Source organism: Pseudomonas sp. NFACC51 (genome assembly GCF_900103575.1).
GTDB lineage: Bacteria > Pseudomonadota > Gammaproteobacteria > Pseudomonadales > Pseudomonadaceae > Aquipseudomonas > Aquipseudomonas fluorescens_Q.
Map to the genome: position 1 here is coordinate 128,966 of NZ_FMXH01000017.1, position 26,707 is coordinate 155,672.

Sequence of the window (26,707 nt, forward strand, 5' to 3'; positions counted from 1 at the left end):
GCCGCGCTTGCCCTGCCAGTCCGCTGTGCAGCGTTATTACAATGTGATGGCCGTGCCCAGCAGCGTCAGGAAACCCGCCAGCCAGCTCGGGTGCGCAGGCCAGGCCGGTGCAGTGGCGAGGTTGCCCTGGACATGGCCTTGGGTCACGGGAATGTCGATATAGGTCCCGCCCGCCAGTCGGACTTCCGGAGCACACGCCGGATAGGCGCTGCATTCACGCCCTTCGAGAATGCCCGCCGCCGCCAGCAATTGCGCACCGTGGCACACCGCGGCAATCGGCTTGCCCGCCAGATCGAAATCGCGCACCAGTTGCAGGACGGTTTCATTCAGGCGCAGGTATTCCGGCGCTCGTCCCCCCGGCACCAACAGCGCGTCGTAGTCGGCGGCCTGGACGTTGGCGAAGTCATGGTTGAGGGCAAACAAGTGCCCCGGTTTTTCACTGTAGGTCTGGTCGCCTTCGAAATCGTGGATCGCCGTGCGCACCGTCTGCCCGGCGGTTTTGTCCGGGCACACGGCGTGCACGGTGTGGCCAATCATCTGCAGGGCCTGGAACGGCACCATGACTTCATAATCTTCGACGTAATCGCCGACCAGCATGAGGATTTTCTTGGCGGCCATGGGAAGGGCTCCTTTGGGGGGCTGCGTGGGTGGTTAACGCATTAAAGGTAGCCCGCTACGTCAATAGATGAGGGATAAGCGCCGATTACCTGACGGGATGCACCTCGCTCCCACAGGATGTCAGTGATGTCAGGCGAGGTATCCATCCGCTCGCAGCAGCGTTTCGAGGCAATGCTCGGTAACGTGGTAGAAAGCCTTGAGCTCCTGGATCTTCGCCAGCAGCTCGGTGGGGTCCGCCGGTTCGGCGCGTTTGACCGCGAGGATCATCTTGTTCTTGTTGGTGTGCTCAAGGGAGATGAACTCGAAGACCTTGGTCTCGTAGCCGCACACTTCCAGGAACAGCGCCCGCAAGCTGTCGGTGACCATTTCCGCCTGCTGGCCAAGGTGCAGGCCATATTGCAGCATTGGCTTGAGCAAGGCCGGGCTCTGGATCTGCAGGCGGATCTGCTTGTGGCAGCACGGCGAGCACATGATGATCGAGGCGCCCGAGCGAATGCCCATGTGGATCGCGTAGTCGGTGGCGATGTCGCAGGCATGCAAGGCTATCATCACGTCCACCGCGCTCGGCGCCACGCTGCGCACGTCGCCGTGCTGGAAGCTCAGGCCCGGGTGTTCCAGGCGCGCGGCGGCTTCGTTGCACAGCTTGACCATGTCTTCGCGCAGCTCGACACCGGTCACCACGCCTTCGGCCTGCAAGGTGTTGCGCAGGTAATCGTGGATGGCGAACGTCAGGTAGCCTTTGCCCGAGCCGAAATCCGAGACCCGCACCGGTTTGTCCAGGGCCAGCGGCGAAGACGTCAGTGCATGGCTGAAGACCTCGATGAACTTGTTGATCTGCTTCCACTTGCGCGACATCGCCGGAATCAGCTCGTGCTTGTGGTTGGTCACGCCCAAGTCGGCCAAAAATGGTCGGTTCAGGTCGAGGAAGCGATTTTTCTCACGGTTGTGCTCGGCAGATGGCACTTCCCGCAGTTGCTGGGGCTTGCTCTTGAACAACGAGCTCTTGCCCTTCTTGCTGTACTCCAGCTGCGCCTCGTCGGTGACCGCCAGCAAATGTGCGTTCTTGAACGATGCCGGCAACAGCCCGGCAATGGTTTCCACCCCTTCGGCTACAGGGAAATTCTTGGTGATATCGCGGGTCTTGTAGCGGTAGACGAAGGACAGGCACGGCTGGTCCTTGACCGTCAGTTGCTTGATGATCAGCCGTTGGAGGTCCGCTTCGTCCCCTACGTACTTGGCCAGCACCAGTTTGATGAACGCATTCTGTTCGAGATTGGTTTTCAGCAACTCGATGAACTGGGCGTGGTGATCCGGCGCGTGATGGGCAGGGGTTGCGGTGGCGGACATGAACAAACGGCCTCGGGGCGGGCGAATCGGAGAATGGCGGGTATTTTAGGGGGGATGGGGTGCGAGGGCACGGAGAATTTCCCGCACGGTGCGAATTCGGCTAATGCCCCCTCCGCGATGACCAACGTTGTTGCAAGCAGCGGGGTTCATGTGGCGAGGGAGCTTGCTCCCGCTCGGCTGCGAAGCAGTCGCCTGGAAAAGTTGATGTCCGACAGAGAACCGATGGGGACCGCTTCGCGGTCCAACGGGAGCAAGCTCCCTCGCCACACAAGCGCTCTTGCCATGACCGAAGTTTTAGCCCAGCACCACCAACCTATTCGGCAGTTCATTGCGCTCCTGGGTCACCGGCACGTGCTCCTTGAGCAATTCGCCGCAAGCTTCGATGCAGGTCACGAAACCCTGCAACGTCTGCCCCTGGCGAACCTGCTGGGTGAACGCTGCGACGATGGCATCCCAGCATGTGTTGTCCAGGCGCTTGGAAATGCCTTCGTCCACCAGGATTTCCACGTACCGCTCAGCCTCGCAGACAAAGATCAGCATCCCTGTGCTGCCCACGGTGTGGTGCAGGTTCTGCTCGAGGAATTGCCGGCGCGCCAGGTTGGAGGCCCGCCAGTGACGCACGGAACGGGGGATCAGATGCGTGGTGATCCTGGGGATGCGAAACACCAGGCACAACACAATGAAACTGACCCACTGCACCAGCAACAGGCTGTGCATCGTCAGCCAGCCGGAAAGGTAATGGACCACGCCGGGCACCACCAGGGCCAGCAGGCTGGCCCATAACAGCGGGATATAGGCGTAGTCGTCGGCGCGGGCGGCCAGCACCGTGACCAGTTCAGCGTCGGTATGCCGCTCGACCCGGGCGATGGCCTCGGCGACCTTGCGTTGTTCGTGTTCAGTCAGTAATGCCATGGTTAGAAATGCCTGCTCATTATTATTGTCACCAGCCGCCCGACGAACCGCCGCCCCCGAAACTGCCACCGCCACCACTGAAGCCCCCGCCGCCCCCGCCGCCGAAGCCTCCACCGGATCCGCCCGAACCGCTGGAGCCACCACTTCCGGTCGGCAGGATACCGAGCATCTGGCAGACCAATATCGTCAAAATAAACAGTATCACCAGGAAGATGAACAGCCCGGGATGGCGCTCGACAAAATCGCCCTGCTCCTGCTGCCCGTCCGCACTGTACGCCGGTGCCGGCTCGTCCAGCGGGCTGCCGCCCAGCACCACCAGCATCGCCGCGACGCCGTCGCTGATGCCTTTGTTGAAGTTGCCGGTCTTGAAAGCCGGGGTGATCACCTGGTTGATGATCACCGAACTCTGCGCGTCGGTCAGGCGATCCTCCAGGCCGTAGCCCACCTCGATGCGCAGTTTACGGTCATCCCGGGCGACGATCAGCAGTGCGCCGTTGTTTTTATCCTTCTGCCCGATGCCCCAGTGGCGCCCCAGTTGATAACCGAAGTCTTCGATGCTGCTGCCTTGCAAGTTCGCCAGCGTGACCACCACCACCTGTTCGCCGGTGGCCTGTTCATGGGCCTTGAGCTGCGCTTCCAGTTGCGCGCTCACCGACGGTTCGAGCATCTGGGCGGCGTCCACCACCCGCCCGGTCAATGCCGGAAACTTCAGCTCGGCCTGGGCCGTGATGGCAAACACCCAGAGCAACAGCACAAAGGCGCAGCTGCGAGCGGCTAGCTTCAAGCCGTAAGCAAAAGCAGTGCGCAGGACCTGTGCTTGCGGCTTGTAGCTTGAAGCCTGTAGCTGCTCCATCAAAACTTCACTTCCGGCGCTTTCTCGGCATTGGGGCTGGTGGCCTCGAAGGTTTCGCGGATCGGCAGGTCGCTGTACATCACGCTGTGCCACAGGCGCCCCGGGAATGTGCGGATTTCGGTGTTGTACTTCTGCACGGCCAGGATGAAGTCGCGGCGGGCCACGGCGATGCGGTTCTCGGTGCCTTCGAGCTGCGATTGCAACGCCAGGAAATTCTGGTTGGCCTTGAGGTCCGGGTAACGCTCGGACACCACCATCAGCCGGCTCAACGCGCCGGTCAACTGGTCCTGGGCCTGCTGGAACTGCTTGAGTTTTTCCGGGTTGTCCAGGGTGCTGGCGTCGACCTGGATCGACGTGGCCTTGGCCCGCGCTTCAATCACCGCAGTCAGGGTTTCCTGCTCGTGCTGGGCGTAGCCCTTGACGGTTTCCACCAGGTTGGGAATCAGGTCGGCGCGGCGCTGGTACTGGTTCTGCACCTGGCCCCAAGCGGCCTTGGCCTGTTCGTCCAGGGTCGGGATGTTATTGATGCCGCAACCGGCCAGTAACGTGGTGAGCAGCATCAGGGCCAGCATCGGCAAGCTGCGAAGGTGGTTCAGTCGTGGATTCATCGGGTGGAGCTCTCCCTTGCATGACATTGGAAAAACACGGCCACCTATCTCACCGGCACCTGGGGCATAATCTGCCGCCGCACTGGATTGAAACGGGTCGATGGGCTAAAAGATGCGCAGTGCGAAACTAAGTTCAGCCCAATGGGTTCGAAAGTGTGCTGCATTTAACTGAACAACAATAGCCGCTCCTTATATTTTGGCCGACCGGCGTGGCCTGATCACCGCCCTTTTAGGCTTGCGAGAAAATTATTCATGAAGAAGCTGTGTTTGCTGGGCCTGTTTGTCAGTCTGGCCAGTCAATCCGTATTAGCCGACAACCTGCCAGCCCCCATAGAGAACAAGGATGCGTTCATCAGCAACCTGATGAAGCAGATGACCCTCGAAGAGAAGATCGGCCAATTGCGCCTGATCAGCATCGGCCCGGAAATGCCCCGGGAGATGATTCGCAAGGAAATCGCCGCCGGCAACATCGGCGGTACGTTCAACTCCATTACGCGCGATGAAAACCGTCCGATGCAGGACGCGGCCATGCGCAGCCGGTTGAAGATCCCGATGTTCTTCGCCTATGACGTGATCCACGGCCACCGCACGATTTTCCCGATCCCCCTGGCCCTGGCCTCGAGCTGGGACATGGACGCGATCTACCACTCCGGCCGCATCGCCGCCCAGGAAGCCGCAGCGGACAGCCTGGACATCACCTTCGCGCCGATGGTCGATATTTCCCGTGACCCGCGCTGGGGCCGCACCTCCGAAGGTTTCGGCGAGGACACCTACCTGGTGTCGCGCATCGCCGGGGTGATGGTCAAGGCTTTCCAGGGCAACGGCGCCAACGCAGCCGACAGCATCATGGCCAGCGTCAAGCACTTCGCCCTGTACGGCGCGGTGGAAGGCGGCCGGGACTACAACACCGTGGACATGAGCCCGCTGAAAATGTACCAGGACTACCTGCCACCCTACCGCGCCGCCATCGACGCGGGTGCCGGTGGGGTGATGGTCGCGCTGAACTCCATCAACGGCGTGCCGGCGACCGCCAACACCTGGCTGATGAACGACCTGCTGCGCAAGGAGTGGGGTTTCAAGGGCCTGGCGGTCAGTGACCACGGCGCCATTTTCGAACTGATCAAGCACGGCGTCGCCAAGGACGGTCGCGAAGCGGCAAAACTGGCGATCAAGGCCGGCATCGACATGAGCATGAACGATTCGCTCTATGGCAAGGAACTGCCAGGGTTGCTCAAGGCCGGTGAAATCGAGCAGAGCGACATCGACAACGCCGTACGGGAAGTGCTCGCGGCCAAATACGACATGGGCCTGTTCAAGGACCCGTACCTGCGCATCGGCAAGGCCGAGGACGACCCGGCCGACACCTACGCCGAAAGCCGCATGCACCGCGCCGACGCCCGTGACGTGGCGCGCCGCAGCCTGGTCCTGCTGGAAAACCGCAACCAGACCCTGCCCCTGAAGAAGACCGCGAAGATCGCCCTGGTCGGTCCGCTGGCCAAGGCACCGATCGATATGATGGGCAGTTGGGCCGCCGCCGGGCGTCCTGCGCAATCGGTCACCCTGTTCGATGGCATGACCCGCGCCCTGGGCGCTGACTCGAAGCTGATCTATGCCCGTGGCGCCAACATCACCGGCGACAAGAAGGTGCTCGACTACCTGAACTTCCTCAACTTCGATGCCCCGGAAGTGGTAGACGACCCGCGTCCGGCCCAGGTGCTGATCGACGAAGCGGTAAAAGCCGCCAAGGATGCCGATGTGGTGGTGGCCGCCGTAGGCGAGTCCCGTGGCATGTCCCATGAATCGTCGAGCCGTACCGAGCTGAACATTCCTGCCAGCCAACGCGAGCTGATCAAGGCCCTGAAGGCCACCGGCAAGCCGCTGGTGCTGGTGCTGATGAATGGCCGTCCGCTGTCGTTGCTGGAAGAAAAGCAGCAGGCCGATGCGATCCTGGAAACCTGGTTCAGCGGCACCGAAGGTGGCAACGCCATCGCGGACGTGCTGTTCGGTGACTACAACCCATCGGGCAAACTGCCCATCACCTTCCCACGCTCGGTGGGGCAGATTCCGACCTACTACAACCACTTGAGCATCGGTCGGCCATTCACGCCGGGCAAGCCGGGCAACTACACCTCGCAGTATTTCGATGACACCACCGGCCCGCTCTATCCGTTCGGCTACGGCCTGAGCTACACCGAGTTCAGCCTGTCGGACATGGCCCTGTCGTCGACCACGCTGAACAAGACCGGCAAGCTCGATGCCAGCGTGACATTGGAAAACACCGGCAAGCGTGACGGCGAAACGGTGGTGCAGCTGTACATCCAGGACGTGACCGGCTCGATCATTCGCCCGGTGAAGGAACTGAAGAACTTCCGCAAGGTGATGCTCAAGGCCGGCGAGAAGAAAGTCATCCACTTCACCATCACCGAGGACGACCTGAAATTCTTCAACGCCCAACTCAAGTACGCGGCTGAACCGGGCAAGTTCAACGTACAGATCGGCCTGGATTCCCAGGACGTGAAGCAGCAGAGTTTTGAGTTGCTCTGACCTTCAGAACAGGAGCGAGCTTGCTCGTGATGGCGTCAGATCAGCCGCATCGACATTGGCTGACACTCCGCTATCGCGAGCAAGCTCGCTCCCACAGTTGTATCTGGGGGTTCGGGCTAGCCGCGTCGATCCAAAAGGTTCACCACCACCCGATCCACCAAGCCCCACACCCGCTGCTTGAAGCGCTTCCACAGCGGCCGACGCTGCCAGGCGTCGAGGCTGACTTGCAGGCTCTGGGCGAAGTCCCGCTCGAAACTGGCGGCCACTGCACTGCTGAGCCTGGAGTCCAAGGCTTCGAGGTTGGCTTCCAGGTTGAAGCGCAGGTTCCAGTGATCGAAGTTGCAGGAGCCGATGCTGACCCAGTCGTCCACCAGCACCATCTTCAGGTGCAGGAAACACGGCTGGTATTCAAAAATCTGCACGCCGGCCTTGAGCAATCGCGGGTAGTAACGGTGCCCGGCGTAGCGCACGGACGGGTGATCGGTGCGCGGGCCGGTCAGCAGCAGGCGCACGTCAATGCCGCGGGCGGCGGCCTTGCGCAAGGAGCGGCGCACGTTCCAGGTCGGCAGGAAATACGGCGTCGCCATCCAGATGCGCTTCTGGCCGCTGTTCAATGCCCGCGACAGCGATTGCAGGATGTCGCGATGCTGGCGCGCGTCGGCATACGCCACCCGCCCCATCCCCTCGCCCACCGGCGGTACGCGCGGCAGGCGCGGCAAGCCGAAGTTGGACGCCGGTTTCCAGGCTCGCCGATGGCGGTTGGCGAGCCACTGGCGGTCGAACAGCAACTGCCAGTCGAGCACCAGCGGGCCGACGATTTCCACCATCACTTCGTGCCACTCACTGCGGTCGTCGAGGGGGTTCCAGAATTCATCGGTCACCCCGGTACCACCGACCACGGCCAGGCGTTGGTCCACCAACAGCAGCTTGCGGTGATCCCGGTAAAGGTTGCGCACCCAGCGGCGCCAGCTCAGGCGATTGTAGAAACGCAACTCCACCCCAGCCTCGGTCAGACGCTTGCGCAAGGCCAGGGTGAACGCCAGGCTGCCATAGTCATCGAACAGGCACCGCACGCGAACGCCACGCTCGGCGGCCTGCACCAGCGCCTGAACCATCGCCTCGGCGCAAGCGCCCGCTTCCACCAGATAGAGCTCCAGTTCGACCTGTTCCTGGGCTCGAGCGATTTCCACCAGCATGCGCGGGAAGAACTGCGGGCCATCGATCAACAGCTCGAAGCGATTGCCTTCACGCCAGGGAAAAACCGCGCCGCTCATGTCAGCGCGCCGTGAAAATCAGCACCGCATTCACCGGCACCGAGAGGCTAATGGCCGACAACCCGGCCAGGTTTCGCAGCTTTTCCAGCCCCGGCGCCAGATCGAAATCCGCCGCGTTGAGCACCACCGGTTCCAGGGTCACCACTTGGAAGCGGCGCTCATCCAAGCGCGTCGCCAGCAGTTCGACGTTGTATTCGTGCTGCTTGCCGTGCAGGTTCACCGTCAGCGGCAGGCGCAATTCCAACTGCGCACCGTTGGCCAGGTCCTGGATCGGCGCCAGGTCGATCTTGGCGGTGACAGTGGCGTCGGCAAATTGCTTGATCTCGAACAGCTCGGCCCGCATGCGCTCATCGCGCAGGGGAATGCCGCTGTTGATGGATTCCAGCTCCACTTCCAGGCGTGCCAAGCCCTCGGGCTGGACCTGACCGTGCAGCATCAGGAACCGCTGGACCTCGGAGACGTTGCCATTTTTACTGCTGATAAACGACAGCCGCGACGACTCGCCGTCCAGGTACCAGTCGGCCTGGGCTGGCAACGCGGCGCCGGCCAGCAGCAAGCTGACGGCAGCGTGAGGGAAAAACCGCTTGAACATACACACTCGCAGGGCACATAAACCTGTGGCGAACCTTAACCGCGCCGAGGGCGCTTGCAAACTGTCTGTTTCAACAACTGTCCTGCTCACCACATACCTCCGTGGCGAGGGAGCTTGCTCCCGCTGGTCTGCGAAGCAGCCCCAACATCGCGACAGGTTAAAGCTTTGCGAGCGCTGCGCACTCGAGCGGGAGCAAGCTCCCTCGCCACAACAGCGGTCGTTGCAGGCCCATCTCAAGGCTCCAACCGACACCCCATCCGCGCGCCCACCCACCGCGCACTGTGGCTACGTCCCAACCCGCTGACGGTAATGCGTTTCGCTTCAGCGGTTTCGAGAAAGTCGCTGATGGGCACCGACTGCTTCACATAGCCACGGCAGTAGTCCGCCGGTTGCTCCATCACATAGCGGCACGAGCAGTATTCCTTGGCGGTGTAGGCACTGATGATGTCGGGGAAGGCCCGCAATGCCACCCGCTCCAGCCAGACCCAACCGAGCAGGACAATGAGTAGCACCGACAGCAAGGTAAGCAGGATCTTGCGCTTCATGGCTGCCCTCTCCCGACAAACGCCGCCATGGCGCGCTTGAGCAGTTCGTTATGGCGATAGCTGCCGTCGCGGTCGTCGCCGTAGCGCACGATCACCAGTTTGGCGCTGGGGATGACGTACAGCGCCTGGCCCCAATGACCCAGCGCGGCAAAGGTATCCGGCGGCGCATCGGGCCAAGGATGGATGGCCGGATCGGTGGCGCGGTTGAGCCACCAATGCCCGCCGGGTACGGCTTCGTCCTGGCCGGCCTGGAAGCGGGCGAAAGGTTCGCGATTGAAGGCGACCCACTCTGTGGGGACCAGTTGCCGTTCGCCCCAGCGACCGTCCCGTTGCATCAGCAACCCGACACGCGCCAGGTCCCGCGCCGTGAGGTAGGCATAGGACGAACCGACGAACGTGCCGCTGGCGTCGGTTTCCCAGGTGGCGTGGCGGATGCCCAGGGGCTCGAACAAGGCCGTCCAGGGATAGTCGGGGTAGCGCGCCGGGCCGACGATGGTTTTCAAGGCCGCCGCCAGCACGTTGCTGTCACCGCTGGAATAACGGAACGCCCGCCCCGGCGGGCTGGCGCTTTCATGCTGCGCAGTGAACGCCGCCATGTCACGACGCCCCCGGGTATACAGCATGGCCACCACCGAGGAGTTGAGCGGCGCGTATTCATAGTCTTCCTGCCAATCCAGGCCCGAGGCCCAGTGGAAAAGATCGGCCAGGGTCAGGCCCGGGTGCCGGCTCAGTGGCGGGTAGTACTTGGCTGCCGGATCATCCAGGGCAAAGCGCTTTTCCCTGTAGGCCACGCCAAACACCGTCGCCATCAGGCTCTTGCTGATGGACCAGGTCAGGTGCGCAGTCTTGGCAGTGGTCGGTCCGGCGTAGCGTTCGTAGACCAGCCGACCGTCCTGGATCACCAGCAGCGCGTCGGTGCGGATGCCTTCGCGGCTGGCATCGTCCCGGGGTGGGAAGGCGTATTGTTCCAGGGCTTCAATGGTCGGGCCGCTGAGGGTCGGGCCGGTTGACCACTGCTCACCGGGCCAGTCTTCGGCGTGGGCGCTCAGGGTGAGCAGCAGCGGGATCAGGAACCAGCCTTTGGACATGCTTTGGGCTCGCAGGGTTGAACCTTCAGAGCCTATGCAGACTTGATGACAATTTGAGTTTGGGTGCTCCCACCGGGCGGGTGGTCGTTTGGAGGGCTAGCCCAACGCCTTGGCCAACCGCTTGGCCCGCGCCCCTGCCGCAATCTCCATCACGCCTTTATCCCGCGTCCACATCTCGCGCCACGTCGCAGGCCCGGCGGCCAGGGCAGCGTCGAGTTCGCCATCGAGCCCTTGGAACTGAGCGAACAACCCGCCCAGCAGCACATGCCCGGCCACACTGGAAGGGTTATGCCGACTCACCTCCGCGCAGCCGGCGAGCAACGCCAGCAGGCGCAATTGCAACGCCTGGGGCCAGGCACATTCCTGCCCGACGCCATACAACCAGGCGGTCATCGCACTGAGCACATAAAGGTCTTCCAGGGTACGGAACGGTTTGACGTAGGCGTCCCAGCCATCACCGGCCAGCAATTCGCACAGCGCGCCGTCGAGCAGCACGCGGCCATGGCTGATGTCCGGCATCAGGGCAATGGCGGGCAGCTTTTCCAGGGTTACGCCGGGCTCGCCCGCATAGGCCACGGCCAGATTCAGCCGTGGCGTTTCACCGGGCGCTTCGCAGCGAGCGGCAATCAACAGCCACTCGGCGGCGTCGCCGGCGGTGACGAAATCCTTGCGTCCACTCAGGCGCAAGTCGTCGAGACGGGTGTGCATGTCCGCCGGGCGCAGGCTGCGCTGTTCGGTGGCACACAAGGCGCCGAGGCTCTGGGGCGCACTGGGCCAAAGCACCCGCAGCGCCGCCTGATACCCCACCAGGAACGCCAGCCCCGGTGTCGCCATCAACCGCGCCCCGGTTACGGCCAGCTCGAACGGCGTCACCGGTCCCAGGCGTTGCAACAACGCTGAATAACCTTCGGCGAGGTCCGGATGGGCCGGCAGGCGCTCGCCACGTTCGATCAGGGTTTGCCAGGGCATAAGAGGCTCCTCGAGGGCTGTCATATAAGCATCACCAAAGCTTCATGGCGATGACACCGGGGCTACATAGCCTGACTTTGCACAACATGGCTGCATAAAGAAAGTCGATTGGCTGCAACTGAACAGCCCGCACGGAGATTCGCTATGACCCAGATCGCCCGCATCAGCGACACCGGCAATGAACGCCGCCTGCAAGCCGAACGCCTGATCGGCGCCCAAGCCTTGCAAGAAGCACAGGCCCTGCGTTTCAACGTCTTCAGCGGCGAATTCAACGCCAAGCTCAAGGGCGCGGAAATGGGTCTGGACATGGATGACTATGATGTTCACTGCGCCCACATCGGCGTACGCGACCTGAACACCGGCCGCCTCGTGGCCACCACGCGCCTGCTCGACCACCAGGCCGCCAGCAGCCTGGGTCGGTTCTACAGCGAAGAAGAATTCAGCCTCCACGGCCTGGTCCATCTCAAGGGCCCGATCCTGGAAATCGGCCGTACATGCGTCGACCCGGCCTACCGCAACGGTGGCACCATCGCGGTGCTCTGGGGCGAACTGGCCGAAGTCCTGAACGAAGGCGGCTACAGCTACCTGATGGGCTGCGCGAGCATTCCGATGCAGGACGGCGGTATCCAGGCCCAGGCGATCATGCAGCGCCTGCGCGAACGCTATCTGTGCACCGAACACCTGCAAGCCGTGCCGAAAAAACCGCTGCCGACCCTGGACGTGCCCTCCAACGTCATCGCCGAGATGCCGCCACTGCTCAAGGCCTATATGCGCCTGGGCGCGAAGATTTGCGGCGAACCGTGCTGGGACGAGGATTTCCAGGTGGCCGACGTGTTCATCCTGCTCAAGCGCGACGAGCTCTGCCCGCGCTACGCTCGCCACTTCAAGGCAGCGGTCTGATGAGCCGGCTGCGGGTGTACGCGCGAATCGCGCGAGTATTGCTGGTGGTGGCGCTGGGCCTGAGCATGGCCAGCGTGTTCGGCCTGTTCGAACGTGCAGGAATCGCCAACTCGATGGTCCGTCGCCAGCGCTGGTCGCGGTTCTTCATGGCACGGCTGAGCCGCGCCCTGCCCTTTTCAGTCACCGTCCACGGTCAACTGCCGCAACAGCCGATGCTGTGGGTCAGCAACCACGTGTCCTGGACCGACATCCCGTTGCTGGGCATGCTCACGCCGCTGTCGTTCCTGTCCAAGGCCGAAGTGCGCACCTGGCCGGTGGCCGGATGGCTGGCAGCCAAGGCCGGCAGCCTGTTTATCCGACGCGGTTCGGGTGACAGCCAGTTGATCCGCAAGCAAATGAGCCGCCATCTGGAACAGGCCCATCCGCTGTTGATGTTCCCGGAAGGCACCACCACCGATGGCCGCTCCTTGCGCACGTTCCACGGGCGCTTGCTGTCCGCCGCCATTGACGCCGATGTGGCGTTGCAGCCGGTGGCGATTCGTTACCTGCGCAACGGTGAACCGGATTCGCTGGCGCCGTTCATTGGCGATGATGATCTGCTGTCGCACTTGATGCGTTTGTTTGCCAACGATAGGGGTGAGGTGGAAATCCATCTGCTGGAACCGATTGCCTGCCACGGCCAGGAACGCGCGGCACTGGCATTCCAGGCGCAGCAGGCGGTGCACAAGGCGCTGTTCGGGGCGCTTCCAGAGAAACAGCAAGCGCCGATGCGACCTGCTGCGATTGCGGCCTGATCCGGATCTCTGCGCAGCCCCCTGTGGGAGCGAGCAAGCTCGCTCCCACAATTAGACCTGCGGCGTGGTTTGATTCAGCGCAAAATCCTGCAACTGCGGATAGAACAGCCGGAAATCTTCGCTCAGCGGCTCATAGAGCTCCATCAACTCCTTCATCGCCCCGGCCAGTTCCTCGGGCCGGGACAGGCGTCGGGAAATGCCGCGCAGCACCTGCCCCAACACTTCGAATTCCCGATAAGACCCCAGCCAGTCATCCGCCGCCATGTACGGCGCGATCTGTGCCAGGCGCCCCGGCAGCTGCGGTTCGGTGCCGAGTACCTGGTACACCCGGGCAGTGAAATCCACCAGCGGCCCTTCGCCGTACAACGCCCAGTCCCGGGCCAGGCAGTGGTCGAAAAACACGTCCAGCACGATCCCGGCGTAGCGCCGTCGCACCGTGGAAAAACGCGACAGGGCGATGTCCACCAGGGGATGGCGGTCGGTGTACATGTCGATGCGCCGATGCAGGGCAATCGCCGCTTCGATCCGTGGGTCGTAGAGCCCTTGCAGCGGGCCTTTGACGAAGTCGCCGTAGAGGCTGCCGAGCAGTTGTTCCCGGCCAGGGCCGCCGAGGTGCAGGTGCGCGAGATAGTTCATGGCCCGCAGCTTAGCACCGCCGAGTCCATATCGTTATAACCCGATATAGCGATTTGTTCGGTTTCCAGATCAAATCCATATTTGTATATCGCGAAATAACGATTTAAGGTTCGCTCCATCGCGATATAGCGTTTTACTCATCACGAGCTGCCACCATGCCCCTTGACCTCGACGAAATAATAAAAGCCCTGGCGCACCCAGTACGGCGAGACATCCTCAACTGGCTCAAAGACCCCAAGGTCCAGTTCCCCGAGCAGTTGCACAACCACGAATTCGGCATTTGCGCCGGACAGATCGACCAGCGTTGCGGCCTGTCGCAATCCACGGTGTCTGCGCACTTGGCGGTGTTGCAACGGGCGGGGCTGATCACCAGCCAGAAGGTCGGCCAATGGCACTTCTTCAAGCGCAACGAGGAAGTGATCCAGCAGTTCCTCAAGCAAATGAGCCAAGAGCTCTGACCCGACAAGGACCCATCATGCCCCTCTCACTCCTGATCCTGGCCCTGAGCGCCTTCGCCATCGGCACCACCGAGTTCGTCATCATGGGCCTGTTGCCCGATGTGGCGGCCGACCTGGGCGTGTCGATTCCTGGCGCCGGCTGGCTGGTGACCGGCTACGCCCTGGGCGTGGCCATCGGTGCGCCGTTCATGGCCCTGGCCACCGCCCGGTTGCCGCGCAAGGCCGCCCTGGTGGTGTTGATGGGAATTTTCATCATCGGCAACCTGCTCTGCGCCATCGCCAGCGACTACAACGTGCTGATGTTTGCCCGGGTCGTCACGGCCCTGTGCCACGGCGCGTTCTTCGGTATCGGTTCGGTGGTGGCTGCCGGCCTGGTGGCGCCCAACAAGCGCGCTTCAGCCGTAGCCTTGATGTTCACCGGCCTGACCCTGGCCAACGTGCTCGGCGTACCGCTGGGCACCGCATTGGGCCAAGAAGCCGGCTGGCGTTCGACCTTCTGGGCAGTGACTGTCATTGGCGTAATTGCGCTGATCGGCCTGATCCGCTTTCTGCCGGCCAAGCGCGATGAAGAAAAACTCGACATGCGCTCGGAACTGGTCGCGCTCAAGGGCGCAGGCCTATGGCTGTCCCTGAGCATGACGGCGCTGTTCTCCGCCTCGGTGTTTACCCTGTTCACCTATGTCGCCCCGCTGTTGGGTGAAGTGACCGGCGTATCGCCCCGCGGCGTGACCTGGACCCTGGTGCTGATCGGCCTGGGCCTGACCCTGGGCAACATCATCGGCGGCAAGCTGGCGGACAAGAGCCTGGCGAACACGCTGATGGGCGTCTTCCTCACCATGGCCGTGGTGTCCACCGTATTGAGCTGGACCAGCGTGGCGCTGATCCCCAGCGAAATCACCCTGTTCCTCTGGGCCACCGCCTGCTTCGCCGCCGTACCGGCCCTGCAGGTCAACGTGGTGACCTTTGGCAAGGCCGCGCCGAACCTGGTTTCCACGTTGAACATCGGCGCCTTCAACATCGGCAACGCCTTGGGCGCCTGGGTCGGCGGCAGCGTCATCGACCACGGCCTGGGCCTGACCTCCGTGCCCTTGGCCGCCGGCGCGCTGGCCGTGCTGGCGCTGCTGGTCACCCTCATCACCTTCCGCCAGGGCGGCAATGCCGAGCTGGCTCCAGCAACTCACTGACTTCTAACCCCTTCCACTTTCGAGGTTTGTATTTCATGGCGACTATTTTCGACCCCATCAAACTCGGCGACATCGAGTTGAAAAACCGCATCATCATGGCCCCGCTCACCCGCTGCCGCGCCGACGCGGGCCGCGTGCCCAACGCGCTGATGGCCGAGTACTACGTACAACGCGCCTCCGCCGGCCTGATCCTCAGCGAAGCGACCTCGGTCACGCCGATGGGCGTGGGTTACCCGGACACCCCGGGCATCTGGTCCAACGACCAGGTGCGCGGCTGGTCCAACGTCACCAAGGCGATCCACGGCGCCGGCGGCAAGATCTTCCTGCAACTGTGGCACGTGGGCCGGATCTCCCACCCGTCGTACCTGAACGGCGAAACCCCGGTGGCGCCCAGCGCGATCCAGCCCAAGGGCCACGTGAGCCTGGTGCGTCCGCTGGCTGACTACCCGACCCCACGCGCACTGGAGACCGCTGAAATCGCCGACATCGTCGAGGCGTACCGCGTCGGCGCCGAGAACGCCAAGGCCGCCGGCTTCGACGGTGTGGAAATCCACGGTGCCAACGGCTACCTGCTCGACCAGTTCCTGCAGAGCAGCACCAACCAGCGCACCGACCAATACGGCGGCTCCCTGGAAAATCGTGCCCGCCTGCTGCTGGAAGTGACCGACGCGGCCATCGAAGTCTGGGGCGCCGGCCGGGTGGGCGTGCACCTGGCACCACGCGCCGATTCCCATGACATGGGCGACGAGAACCGCCTGGAAACCTTCAGCTACGTGGCCCGGGAACTGGGCAAGCGTGGCATCGCCTTTATCTGCTCCCGTGAAAAGGAAGGCGACGACAGCATCGGCCCGCAACTCAAACAAGCTTTCGGCGGCCCGTACATCGCCAACGAACGCTTCACCAAGGACAGCGCCAATGCCTGGCTGGCCGAAGGCAAGGCCGATGCCGTCGCCTTCGGTGTGCCGTTCATTGCCAACCCGGACCTGCCGGCACGCTTGAAAGCCGATGCCCCACTGAACGAGCCTCATCCCGAAACGTTTTATGGAAAAGGTCCCGTGGGATACATCGATTACCCCGTACTTTGATCGTGTAACTGAAATAACAGAGCCCTGCCTCGAAAGAGCAGGGCTTTTTTATGCATTTAAATATTCGGTCAACTATCTAAACTTCCTAAAGCCCAGGGCAATGTTCATATTAAGTCTGACGACAATGCCAAACAGCGCCGTCGATCAAACTTTAATACTCCTCATTTGAAAAGGAATTCAAGCATGACGAAGACCCTTGGGTACAGCCACCAGGACAACAATGGGTTTTACGAAAAAACACTCGCGCAGTTCAACTACGCACCGCTGGATGTTCTGTACAAGTACATTGAGTCGCTGAACACGCAAGAACACTCGGAGATCCTCGACGCCCTGATGAAACAAGCAAGGCTGAACGACGGTGCCAACCAACAGGTTCAAGCCTGGCAGCAGGAGCGCATTCGCCCAAACCGCACTCGCCTCATTGTAAAAGTCATCAACCATACCGAGCGGGCGTTTCCCGTGGGTGAAAACGATATCAACCTGGACGACGATGAACGAGATTTCTTGAGCATTCGTCCTTGGGACATCCTGGCCTTCAAGCTCGACTTCATATATTCCAGACAACTGGGCAGCCGCAGCAAGGACATGTACAAGAACTTCATGATGTTTGGCGACGACGACGCTGCCTTCCTCTTCAACTTCGGCTTGCGCGTCAATACGACATTCGGTGTGATTTCATCGACATTGACGCCTGTCCGGACAAACAGGGTGATCTCTGTCGGCGCGACCCCCATCAAGTGCTCGACCCGAATCACTCACTCGGCAAATGAAGAACCCTACGGTTTCACCGTGGAGATCACGCTGACTTGAAAATGCAGCCCCGGCAGGTTCGTCTGGCGGGGTATCCAGCGGGCCTTTCGAATGGACTTTTTATGGTCTTTCACAAGTACGAAACAAATCACCTACAAAATTTGCCACCGATTGCCTATCAACCACGGTTGTGTCGGTTTATAAAAGCACCTTTGGATCTCAGGTATTGACATAAACTGACAAAATTACTCATTTTGTTTCATTTGCGCAGGCTGGGGCTCAGGCGCAGCATATCCAGCCCGATGTCGACCCAGCGCTCAGCCTCAGCGGCCAGCGCGAAACTGTCGGGCGCCAGTAGCCATTGGTAGAGGATGCCGTCGATGTAGCCGTGGATGGCAATCGCCGCCCTTTCGGGATCCAGGTCATCCGGCAACTGACCGCGCTTCATCGCATTGCTCAACGACAGCACGATACGCACGTTGCAGTCGAGACTGACCTGGCGCCGCTGCTGGCGTAAATCGCACATTTCATCGGTGAATTCGCACTTATGGAACAGAATTTCATTAATGCGTCGGGTCTTCGGGTCCAGGGCAACTTGCTGAAACAATTGCACCAGCAGCTTGCGAGTACAGCCCAGCGGGTCAAGCTCCTCTTCATTCTCACTGGCGCGGGCCAGGTCATCGAGCGGCTCATGCAAGGTGTCGAGCATGGCCTGGAGCAGGTCCGCCTTGTTGCTGAAATGCCAATAGATGGCGCCACGCGTCACACCGGCCAGGGTTGCGATATCGGCCAGCGTCGTGCGAGCCACGCCCCGCTCGAAGAAGGCTTTTTCGGCCGCTTCGAGAATCTGGCTGCGAGTCTCCAGGGCTTCCTCTTTGGTACGACGGACCATGGCAGTAAACACCTCAATCAGGATGCATCAACAATGCGTAAGGATCAGCTAGACGTGAGGCGGCGTTTCTCGAAACGCGTCCCCGACCTCCGAATGCCTTTGTCAGGCTTTTGTAAATACGGATGGTACGCAATTTGGCTGTTTACAAACAACCATGTACGTAAGTATATTTCTTAGCATCCTACTAATTGCTTATCTTGCTCTTTTTCCACCTTCCACCTTCCACCTTTCGAGTGCGCCCGTTGCGCGCCTGGACCCGAGGATTTCCATGCAATTCAAGCCAGCTGTTACTGCCCTGGTTACTGCCATCGCCCTGGCATCGCTGCTCAGCGGATGCAAAAAGGAAGAGGCTGCACCTGCTCCTCCGCCTCCTCAGGTCGGCGTCGTAACCCTCAAGACCCAGCCCTTCACCCTGACGTCGGAGCTTCCAGGGCGCACCAGCGCGTTCCGCGTCGCGGAAGTACGGCCACAGGTCAACGGCATCATTCTCAAGCGCCTGTTCAAGGAAGGTGCTGACGTCAAGGCCGGCCAGCAGCTCTACCAGATCGATCCGGCCGTGTACGAAGCGACCCTGAAAAGCGCCGAGGCCAACCTGCGGTCCACCAAGTCGATCGCCGATCGCTACAAGCAATTGGTGGACGAACAGGCCGTCAGCCGGCAGGAATACGACACCGCCGTGGCCAACCGCCTGGAGTCGGAAGCCAATCTGCAAACTGCCCAGATCAATGTGCGCTACACCAAAGTCTACGCGCCCATCTCTGGCCGCATCGGCCGTTCCTCGGTCACCGAAGGCGCGCTGGTGAGCAATGGTCAGACCGACGCCCTGGCAACCATCCAGCAACTGGACCCGATCTACGTCGACGTGACGCAGAGTTCGGTCGAGTTGCTGCAACTGCGCCGAGAGCTGGAAAGCGGCCGTCTGCAAAAGGCCGGCGATAACGCCGCCATGGTCAAGCTGACCCTGGAAGATGGCAGCCTGTACCCACACGAGGGCAAGCTGGAATTTTCCGAAGTGTCGGTTGACCAGACCACCGGTTCGGTGACCTTGCGCGCCGTGTTTCCCAACCCGGACCACACCCTGCTGCCGGGCATGTTCGTCCACGCCCAATTACAGGCCGGTGTGAACAGCGCAGCCATCCTGGCGCCACAGCAAGGCGTGACCCGTGACCTCAAGGGTACGCCGACCGCTTTGGTCGTTGGCGCTGACAACAAGGTCGAACTGCGTCAACTCAAGGCCAGCCGTACCGTCGGCAGCCAATGGCTGATCGAAGACGGGCTCAAGGCCGGCGATCGCGTGATCACCGAAGGGTTGCAGTTCGTACGCCCTGGCGTGGAAGTCAAAGCCACCGAAGCCACTAACATCGATACCAAGAACCCGGCCCCCGCACAGGCAGCTGATAAAGCCGCCGGCGGCAAAGGGGAGTAAACCATGTCGAAATTCTTTATCGACCGTCCGATTTTCGCCTGGGTGATCGCCCTGGTGATCATGCTGGTCGGGGCTCTATCGATCCTCAAGTTGCCGATCAACCAGTACCCGAGCATTGCGCCGCCGGCCATTGCGATCCAGGTGACCTACCCGGGCGCATCCGCGCAAACCGTGCAGGACACCGTGGTGCAGGTGATCGAGCAGCAGCTCAACGGCATCGACAACCTGCGTTATGTATCGTCGGAAAGTAACTCCGACGGCAGCATGACCATCACTGCCACTTTCGAGCAAGGCACCAACTCCGATACCGCGCAGGTCCAGGTCCAGAACAAGCTGAACCTGGCCACCCCGCTGCTGCCGCAAGAAGTGCAGCAACAGGGCATCCGCGTGACCAAGTCAGTGAGAAACTTCCTGATGGTCATCGGCGTGGTGTCGCGCGACGGCAGCATGACCCGGGAAGACCTGTCCAACTACATCGTGTCCAACATGCAGGACCCGATCTCGCGTACCGCTGGTGTCGGTGACTTCCAGGTCTTCGGCGCCCAATACGCGATGCGGATCTGGCTCGACCCGGCCAAGCTGAACAATTTCAACCTGACCCCGGTGGATGTGAGCACGGCGATTACCGCGCAGAACGTCCAGATCGCCTCCGGCCAGCTCGGCGGCCTGCCGGCCATGCCCGGCCAGCAACTGAACGCCACTATTATCGGCAAGACCCGCTTGCAGACCGCCGAGCAGTTCAAGGCAATCCTGCTCAAGGTCAACCCGGACGGCTCGCAAGTGCGTGTCGGCGACGTGGCCGATGTTGCCTTGGGCGGTGAGAACTACAGCATCAACGCTCAGTTCAATGGCGCCCCGGCTTCCGGCCTGGCAGTGCGGCTGGCGACTGGCGCCAACGCCCTCGACACGGCCAAGGCCCTGCGCAAGACCGTCGACGACCTCAAGCCGTTCTTCCCGCAAGGCCTGGAAGTGGTGTTCCCCTACGACACCACGCCAGTGGTGAGCGAATCGATCAAGGGTGTGGTTGAAACCCTGGTCGAGGCGATCGTCTTGGTGTTCCTGGTAATGTTCCTGTTCCTGCAGAACTTCCGCGCCACCATCATCACCACGATGACCGTGCCGGTGGTACTGCTCGGTACCTTCGGGATCCTCGCGGCATTCGGTTTCAGCATCAACACCCTGACCATGTTCGGCATGGTGCTGGCCATCGGCTTGCTGGTGGACGACGCCATCGTCGTGGTGGAAAACGTCGAACGGGTGATGAGCGAAGAAGGCCTGTCGCCCAAGGAAGCCACCAAGAAATCCATGGGGCAGATCCAGGGCGCCCTGGTGGGTATCGCCCTGGTACTCTCGGCGGTACTGCTGCCGATGGCGTTCTTCGGCGGCTCCACCGGTGTGATCTACAAGCAGTTCTCCATCACCATCGTCTCGGCCATGGCCCTGTCGGTACTGGTGGCACTGATTTTCACCCCGGCCCTGTGCGCCACCATGCTCAAGCCAATCCCCAAAGGTGAGCACGGCACGCCGAAACGCGGCTTCTTCGGCTGGTTCAACCGTACCTTCGACCGAGGCGTCAGAAGCTACGAACGGGGCGTGGGCAACATGCTCAAGCACAAGGCCCCGTACCTGCTGGCCTACATCATCATCGTGGTAGGCATGGTCTGGCTGTTCACCCGCATCCCGACGGCGTTCCTGCCGGAAGAAGACCAAGGCGTGCTGTTTGCCCAGGTACAGACACCGGCCGGTTCCAGCGCCGAACGTACCCAGGTGGTAGTGGACAAGATGCGTGAGTTCCTGCTGCGTCCGAGCAAGGATGGCGGCGAAGGTGATGGCGTAGCCTCGGTGTTCACCGTGACCGGCTTCAACTTCGCCGGTCGTGGCCAGAGCTCCGGCCTGGCATTCATCATGCTCAAGCCCTGGGAAGAGCGTAACGCTGATAACACCGTGTTCAAGATCGCGGGCCGCGCCCAGCAACACTTCTTCACTTTCCGCGACGCAATGGTGTTCGCCTTCGCACCGCCAGCGGTGATGGAACTGGGTAACGCCACCGGTTTCGACGTATTCCTGCAGGATCGCGCCGGTATCGGCCATGAAAAACTGATGGAAGCCCGCAACCAGTTCCTGGGCATGGCCTCCCAGAGCAAGATATTGGCCCAGGTACGTCCGAACGGCCTGAACGACGAACCGCAATACCAGTTGGAAATCGATGACGAGAAGGCCAGCGCGCTGGGCATCACGCTCTCGGAGATCAACAACACCCTGTCGATTGCACTGGGCAGTAACTATGTGAACGACTTCATCGACCGTGGCCGGGTGAAGCGGGTGTATGTCCAGGGCCAGCCGAACTCGCGCATGAGCCCCGAGGACCTGAAGAAGTGGTACGTGCGCAACAGCGCCGGGACCATGGTGCCGTTCTCTGCGTTCGCCAAGGGCGAGTGGGTCTACGGCTCGCCGAAACTGGCGCGTTACAACGGCGTGGAAGCGATGGAGATCCTCGGTACCCCGGCACCGGGTTATTCCACCGGTGAAGCCATGGCCGAAGTCGAAACCATCGCCAAGAAGCTGCCGGCCGGTGTTGGTATTTCCTGGACGGGCCTGTCCTATGAGGAACGCCTGTCGGGTTCCCAGGCACCAGCGTTGTACGCCTTGTCGCTGCTGATGGTGTTCTTGTGCCTGGCAGCGTTGTATGAAAGTTGGTCGATTCCGATCGCGGTCATGCTCGTGGTCCCCCTGGGCATCATCGGTGCCCTGATGGCGACCAGCCTGCGCGGCCTGTCCAACGACGTGTACTTCCAGGTGGGCTTGTTGACAACCATTGGCTTGGCGGCGAAAAACGCCATCCTGATCGTCGAGTTCGCCAAGGAACTTCACGAGCAGGGCCGCACGCTGATGGAAGCCGCCATCGAAGCCTGTAGGATGCGTCTGAGACCGATCATCATGACGTCCCTGGCGTTCGTCCTCGGCGTGGTCCCACTGGCGATTTCCACTGGCGCAGGTTCGGGCAGCCAGCACGCCATCGGTACCGGTGTGATCGGCGGTATGTTGACCGCCACCATCCTGGCGATCTTCTGGGTGCCATTGTTCTTCGTGACCGTGTCGTCGATAGGCCGTCGAAAAAATACCGACGAGCACGACACTCCTGAAACTTCCAAAGAGGCTGGCCAATGAGCAAGTCGCTACTCTCCCTGACCATCGCCGCCGTCGTGCTCAGCGGTTGCTCGCTGATCCCCGACTATCAGCGGCCCGAAGCACCGGTCGCGGCGCAATACCCGCAAGGGCCGGCCTACGAGGCGGCCAATGCGCCCGGCCAGGCCGCCGCCGAGCAAGGCTGGAAACAGTTTTTCCATGACCCGGCGTTGCAACAGCTGATCCAGGTCGCCTTGGAAAACAACCGCGACCTGCGTGTCGCGGCGCTGAACATCGATGCCTATGCCGCCCAATACCGTATCCAGCGCGCAGACCTGTTCCCGGCGGTCTCGGCCACCGGTGCCGGCAGCCGCCAGCGCCTGCCGGCCCGGGCTTCGCAAACCGGCGAAGCGGCGATCAGCAGCTCCTATTCGGCCACCCTGGGCATCAGCGCTTATGAACTGGACTTGTTCGGTCGGGTTCGCAGCCTGAGCGAGCAAGCGTTGCAAAGCTACTTCGCCACCGAAGAAGCCCGCCGCAGCACCCAGATCAGCCTGGTGGCCAACGTCGCCAATGCCTACCTGACCTGGCAAGCCGACAAGGAGCTGCTCAAGCTGACCCAGGACACCCTCGGGGCCTACGAACAAAGCTTCAAGCTGACCTCGCGCAGCGCCGAAGTCGGCGTGGCCTCGGCCCTGGACCTGAGCCAGGCGCGCACCGCCGTGGAAAACGCCCGCGTGCAACTGGCCCGTTACACTCGCCAGGTCGCCCAGGACGAAAACAGCCTGACCCTGCTGCTGGGCACTGGCCTGCCGGCCAACCTGAACTCGCAACCGCTGAGCGATGATCTGCTCAGCGAAGTGCCGGCCGGGCTGCCGTCGGACCTGCTGCAACGTCGTCCGGATATTCTCCAGGCCGAACGCAACCTGCTGGCCGCCAACGCCAGCATCGGCGCCGCGCGGGCCGCGTTCTTCCCGAGCATCAGCCTGACGGCCAACGCCGGCACCTTGAGCCCGGACCTGTCCGGCCTGTTCAAGGGCGGTTCGGGCACCTGGTCTTTCGCGCCGCAAATCAACCTGCCGATCTTCAACGCCGGCAGCCTGCGAGCGAGCCTGGACTACGCCAAGATCCAGAAAGACATCAACGTCGCGCAGTACGAGAAGTCGATTCAAACGGCGTTCCAGGAAGTTTCCGACGGCCTGGCCGCGCGCCAGACCTACAACGAACAGTTGCAGGCCCAGACCGACTTCGTCGCCGCCAACCAGGACTACTACCGCCTGGCCGAGCGTCGCTACCGCATCGGCGTCGACAGCAACCTGACCTTCCTCGACGCCCAACGCCAGTTGTTCAGCGCGCAACAGTCGCTGATCACTGACCGTCTTGCGCAACTGACCAGCGAGGTCAATCTGTACAAGGCATTGGGCGGTGGCTGGAATGCCGAGACCGGCAAGAACGAACCGGTGAAAGAAGAAGCGCCGAAGATGAAATTGTTCTGATAGATGTTTGAACGCTGAACATGAAGCCCACCGAAAGGTGGGCTTTTTTGTTTGTGCCTGCTTCAACTCCGACTTGGCGAACGCGGGTCGACGATATCCAGCGCACGATTAGCCAACAGTTCACTCAGCTCGATCATCTGCGCCACGCCGAACGCGACATGCCGCCGCGAGCCCTCCAACTCGAACGCCAGGTCACTGACCATGGCATTGGCCGAGGCCAGGGTTTCGCTGAGATTGGCCAGGAGACACTCCGTGTCGATGGTATCGATGACGGTGAAAACTTGGGTTGAGGTTTTGGGTTTGGGATCAGGGTGGGTGCCCAGATGGTAATCGAGTGCCCGGTCTGCGGCCTCTTGGAGCTTTTCTGGATCGGGGTCGTTGTAGGGGAAGGTGCTCTCTGATGGCGAAGAAGGATGATGTTTTTTCATAACGGCGCTCCTGCATCAATTGGAGCCCGAGACGTGGGCCCGGGCGCTAGCGCCTAACGAAGTCGACGGGCTTGCAGTCCCGGTCGCTGGATTGGCAGCGACCCAAACAAGCTAGAGATTCCGCTTCCGAGCAGCAACCTTAAAACCTCGTCGGAAGAATCGCCTCGTCTGTCAGACCGGCCACAAATCTTGTGGGAACGAGCTTGCTCGCGATGGTGGCCTGTCAGCTGGCTTTGCTCTTGTTGACTGGGTACATATCCGTTTTCGTGGTAACGGCTACTTATGGTTTCGCCCTTACGGCGAGTCACTTTCGAAAAGCCGGAATGCCGGCCCAGGCGAAAGTAACCAAAGCGCTTCTGCCCCACCACTCGGCACCTCGCCTAGGCTCGGTGTGCCCTCACTCCGGCATTGCTCCGTGGGCCGCCGCGAAGGGCCATCCATGGCCCAGCGCGGCTAACCCGGCATCCATGCCGGGTTGCCCACTGCGCAATGCCTGCGTTCGGCCATCGTGGTTAACGGGGCGCCGAGATCAACGTCCACCGCGAGGCGGCCTAGTAGCCGACCTGGTTCTTGGTGGGACCGCGTTTCCCCTGTGGGAGCGAGCTTGCTCGCGAAGAGGCCGGACTCCAACGACTGTGCCATCGTCTTCGCGAGCAAGCTCGCTCCCACATTGGATCGGAGTCCAGATGCCAGAATCAGGCCGGCTGTAAGGCCGCCTTCGCGAGCGAGCTTTTGCTCCCACAGGTCTGATGGGTGTACGACCGGAAGAGTCAGGCCGGCTCTAAGGCCGCCTCGCGTCGGACGTTGATCTCGGCGCCCCGTTAACCACGCTGGCCGAACGCAGGCATTGTGGAGTGGGCATCCCGGCATGGATGCCGGGATAGCCGCGCTGGGCCATGGATGGCCCTTCGCGGCGGGCCCACGGAGCAATGCCGGAGTGAGGGCATGCCGAGCCTAGGCGAGGCACCGAGTGGTGGGGCATGAAGCGTTTTGCTTACTTTTGCGCTTTTCAAAAGTGAGCCGCTGTAAGAGCGGGACCCTAAGTGGCCGTTACCGCAGCAATGGATATGTACGCAGTCAACAAGAGCATGGCCGGCTGTCAGGCCGCCATCGCGACCAAGCTCGCTCCCACAGGAATCGCATCCGCCGAAGCAATGCTTTGCTGTTCGATAATCGCCCAAAACCCGCAAACGGCGATTGAACCGATCCCGGGCCGCCCTTCACCATCCTTCGCACAAAACCAATAACAACAGGTTCGACGCCATGCCCATCCGCCCCGCCGCACCCGGCTGATCCTCAATAGCCTCACGCCACTGGTTCCACCGTTCCGCCTGCAGCCCAAGGTTGTGGCAACGACCCGCTTCGTCCACAAAAAATAGAGACAACGCCCATGAAGCCCACACAGCACTTGTTCCCCAGCCTCATTGCCGTCGCCCTGACCAGCACCGCCCTGCCCGTCCTGGCCGCGGAATCAGGGTTTGTCGAAGATGCCAAGGCCACGCTGAACCTGCGCAACTTCTACTTCAACCGCAACTTCACCAACCCGAACAACGCCCAGGGCAAGGCCGAGGAATGGACCCAGAGTTTCATCCTCGACGCCAAGTCCGGGTTCACCCAGGGCGTGGTCGGTTTCGGCGTGGACATACTGGGGATGTACTCGGTCAAGCTCGACGGCGGCCGTGGCACCGCAGGTACACAACTGCTCCCAGTGCATGACGACGGCCGCCCGGCCGACGACTTCGGCCGTTTGGGCGTGGCCCTGAAGGCCAAGGTGTCGAAGACCGAACTGAAGGTCGGCGAGTGGATGCCAGTACTGCCAATCCTGCGCTCCGACGACGGTCGCTCCCTGCCGCAAACCTTCCGTGGCGGCCAGGTGACCTCCACCGAAATCAGCGGCCTGACGCTGTACGGTGGCCAGTTCCGCGCCAACAGCCCGCGCAACGACGCGAGCATGGAGGACATGTCCATGAACGGCCGCGGCGCGTTCACCTCCGACCGTTTCAACTTCGGCGGCGGAGAATACGCCTTCAACGAAAAACGCACCCAGGTCGGCGTGTGGTACGCGGAACTGTCCGACATCTACCAGCAACAATATTTCAACCTGACCCACAGCCAGCCCATCGGCGACTGGACCCTGGGCGCCAACCTCGGCTACTTCACCGGCAAGGAAAACGGCAGTGCC

General features: G+C 61.7%; 24 protein-coding genes. 11 read left to right on the forward strand and 13 right to left on the reverse strand.

What is annotated here, in order from left to right:
- Positions 1-36: 36 nt before the first annotated feature.
- The 5 genes from BLT00_RS26465 to BLT00_RS26485 form a co-directional block, all read right to left on the reverse strand.
- The gene (locus tag BLT00_RS26465) at positions 37-618 is read right to left on the reverse strand and encodes a DJ-1/PfpI family protein (RefSeq protein ID WP_072347081.1); all 582 of its coding nucleotides are present in this window, start codon (positions 616-618) and stop codon (positions 37-39) included.
- Between the two features lie 129 nt (positions 619-747).
- A complete protein-coding gene (locus BLT00_RS26470) occupies positions 748-1,965 on the reverse strand; it encodes a class I SAM-dependent methyltransferase (protein WP_092148704.1) in 1,218 nt (405 codons plus the stop codon).
- A 294-nt stretch (positions 1,966-2,259) separates the two neighbouring features.
- On the reverse strand, positions 2,260-2,877 hold the full coding sequence (locus BLT00_RS26475; protein WP_092148707.1) for a TPM domain-containing protein: 618 nt from the start codon (positions 2,875-2,877) through the stop codon (positions 2,260-2,262).
- Positions 2,878-2,905: 28 nt separating this feature from the next.
- Positions 2,906-3,730, reverse strand: coding sequence for a TPM domain-containing protein (locus BLT00_RS26480; RefSeq protein ID WP_256572793.1), 825 nt, complete (start codon positions 3,728-3,730; stop codon positions 2,906-2,908).
- The gene (locus BLT00_RS26485) at positions 3,730-4,338 is read right to left on the reverse strand and encodes a LemA family protein (RefSeq protein WP_003198691.1); all 609 of its coding nucleotides are present in this window, start codon (positions 4,336-4,338) and stop codon (positions 3,730-3,732) included. The genes BLT00_RS26480 and BLT00_RS26485 overlap by 1 nt, the downstream gene beginning before the upstream one ends.
- Positions 4,339-4,590: 252 nt before the next feature.
- Between BLT00_RS26485 and bglX the strand changes: the two genes are divergently transcribed.
- Entirely contained in the window at positions 4,591-6,882 is a 2,292-nt protein-coding gene (gene bglX / locus BLT00_RS26490; RefSeq protein WP_092148710.1) for a beta-glucosidase BglX, read from the forward strand.
- A gap of 116 nt (positions 6,883-6,998) precedes the next feature.
- Here the strand turns inward: bglX and BLT00_RS26495 are convergent, their stop codons facing one another.
- The 5 genes from BLT00_RS26495 to BLT00_RS26515 form a co-directional block, all read right to left on the reverse strand.
- A complete protein-coding gene (locus tag BLT00_RS26495; RefSeq protein ID WP_092148713.1) occupies positions 6,999-8,156 on the reverse strand; it encodes a phospholipase D-like domain-containing protein in 1,158 nt (385 codons plus the stop codon).
- A gap of 1 nt (position 8,157) precedes the next feature.
- Positions 8,158-8,748 (reverse strand): YceI family protein, encoded by a 591-nt coding sequence (locus tag BLT00_RS26500; RefSeq protein ID WP_092148716.1) that lies wholly within the window; start codon positions 8,746-8,748, stop codon positions 8,158-8,160.
- A 233-nt stretch (positions 8,749-8,981) separates the two neighbouring features.
- Positions 8,982-9,293, reverse strand: a complete 312-nt coding sequence (locus tag BLT00_RS26505; RefSeq protein WP_092148719.1) for an amidase — start codon at positions 9,291-9,293, stop codon at positions 8,982-8,984.
- Positions 9,290-10,381 carry a serine hydrolase domain-containing protein gene (locus BLT00_RS26510; protein WP_092148722.1) on the reverse strand — a complete coding sequence of 364 codons (1,092 nt, stop codon included), beginning with the start codon at positions 10,379-10,381 and terminating at the stop codon, positions 9,290-9,292. The genes BLT00_RS26505 and BLT00_RS26510 overlap by 4 nt, the downstream gene beginning before the upstream one ends.
- Before the next feature lie 96 nt (positions 10,382-10,477).
- Positions 10,478-11,350: an acyl-CoA dehydrogenase family protein gene (locus BLT00_RS26515; protein ID WP_092148725.1), complete on the reverse strand. Its 873-nt coding sequence runs from the start codon at positions 11,348-11,350 to the stop codon at positions 10,478-10,480.
- A gap of 144 nt (positions 11,351-11,494) precedes the next feature.
- Between BLT00_RS26515 and olsB the strand changes: the two genes are divergently transcribed.
- Positions 11,495-12,250 carry an L-ornithine N(alpha)-acyltransferase gene (gene olsB / locus BLT00_RS26520; RefSeq protein ID WP_003198679.1) on the forward strand — a complete coding sequence of 252 codons (756 nt, stop codon included), beginning with the start codon at positions 11,495-11,497 and terminating at the stop codon, positions 12,248-12,250.
- Entirely contained in the window at positions 12,250-13,044 is a 795-nt protein-coding gene (locus tag BLT00_RS26525; protein WP_063322579.1) for a lysophospholipid acyltransferase family protein, read from the forward strand. Before olsB ends, BLT00_RS26525 begins: the two co-directional genes overlap by 1 nt.
- A 51-nt stretch (positions 13,045-13,095) precedes the next feature.
- On the opposite strand, the gene BLT00_RS26530 is transcribed toward BLT00_RS26525, so the two are convergent.
- Positions 13,096-13,680: an acyl carrier protein phosphodiesterase gene (locus tag BLT00_RS26530; protein ID WP_092148728.1), complete on the reverse strand. Its 585-nt coding sequence runs from the start codon at positions 13,678-13,680 to the stop codon at positions 13,096-13,098.
- A gap of 155 nt (positions 13,681-13,835) precedes the next feature.
- On the opposite strand from BLT00_RS26530, the gene BLT00_RS26535 reads away from it, so the two are divergent.
- From BLT00_RS26535 to BLT00_RS26550, 4 genes are all read left to right on the forward strand, one after another.
- Complete coding sequence (locus tag BLT00_RS26535; protein ID WP_030138446.1) at positions 13,836-14,138, forward strand: ArsR/SmtB family transcription factor; 303 nt, start codon at positions 13,836-13,838, stop codon at positions 14,136-14,138.
- 17 nt (positions 14,139-14,155) lie between these two features.
- Entirely contained in the window at positions 14,156-15,322 is a 1,167-nt protein-coding gene (locus tag BLT00_RS26540) for an MFS transporter (protein WP_063322581.1), read from the forward strand.
- Between the two features lie 35 nt (positions 15,323-15,357).
- Entirely contained in the window at positions 15,358-16,407 is a 1,050-nt protein-coding gene (locus BLT00_RS26545; RefSeq protein ID WP_072347067.1) for an alkene reductase, read from the forward strand.
- Between the two features lie 183 nt (positions 16,408-16,590).
- A complete protein-coding gene (locus BLT00_RS26550; protein WP_092148731.1) occupies positions 16,591-17,217 on the forward strand; it encodes a hypothetical protein in 627 nt (208 codons plus the stop codon).
- A gap of 199 nt (positions 17,218-17,416) precedes the next feature.
- Here BLT00_RS26550 and BLT00_RS26555 read toward each other — a convergent pair whose 3' ends face one another.
- Complete coding sequence (locus BLT00_RS26555) at positions 17,417-18,049, reverse strand: TetR family transcriptional regulator (RefSeq protein WP_063322584.1); 633 nt, start codon at positions 18,047-18,049, stop codon at positions 17,417-17,419.
- A gap of 268 nt (positions 18,050-18,317) precedes the next feature.
- Between BLT00_RS26555 and BLT00_RS26560 the strand changes: the two genes are divergently transcribed.
- The 3 genes from BLT00_RS26560 to adeC are packed head-to-tail and all read left to right on the forward strand — an operon-like array spanning position 18,318 to position 24,097.
- Complete coding sequence (locus BLT00_RS26560) at positions 18,318-19,475, forward strand: efflux RND transporter periplasmic adaptor subunit (protein WP_063322585.1); 1,158 nt, start codon at positions 18,318-18,320, stop codon at positions 19,473-19,475.
- A 3-nt stretch (positions 19,476-19,478) separates the two neighbouring features.
- The gene (gene emhB / locus BLT00_RS26565) at positions 19,479-22,643 is read left to right on the forward strand and encodes an efflux RND transporter permease subunit EmhB (RefSeq protein WP_092148737.1); all 3,165 of its coding nucleotides are present in this window, start codon (positions 19,479-19,481) and stop codon (positions 22,641-22,643) included.
- Entirely contained in the window at positions 22,640-24,097 is a 1,458-nt protein-coding gene (gene adeC / locus BLT00_RS26570; RefSeq protein ID WP_092148740.1) for an AdeC/AdeK/OprM family multidrug efflux complex outer membrane factor, read from the forward strand. Before emhB ends, adeC begins: the two co-directional genes overlap by 4 nt.
- A 62-nt stretch (positions 24,098-24,159) precedes the next feature.
- On the opposite strand, the gene BLT00_RS26575 is transcribed toward adeC, so the two are convergent.
- On the reverse strand, positions 24,160-24,525 hold the full coding sequence (locus BLT00_RS26575) for a DUF6124 family protein (protein WP_092148743.1): 366 nt from the start codon (positions 24,523-24,525) through the stop codon (positions 24,160-24,162).
- A gap of 1,390 nt (positions 24,526-25,915) precedes the next feature.
- On the opposite strand from BLT00_RS26575, the gene BLT00_RS26580 reads away from it, so the two are divergent.
- Positions 25,916-26,707, forward strand: a 792-nt coding sequence (locus BLT00_RS26580) for an OprD family outer membrane porin (RefSeq protein ID WP_139209658.1), incomplete at its 3' end; no start/stop codon positions are given.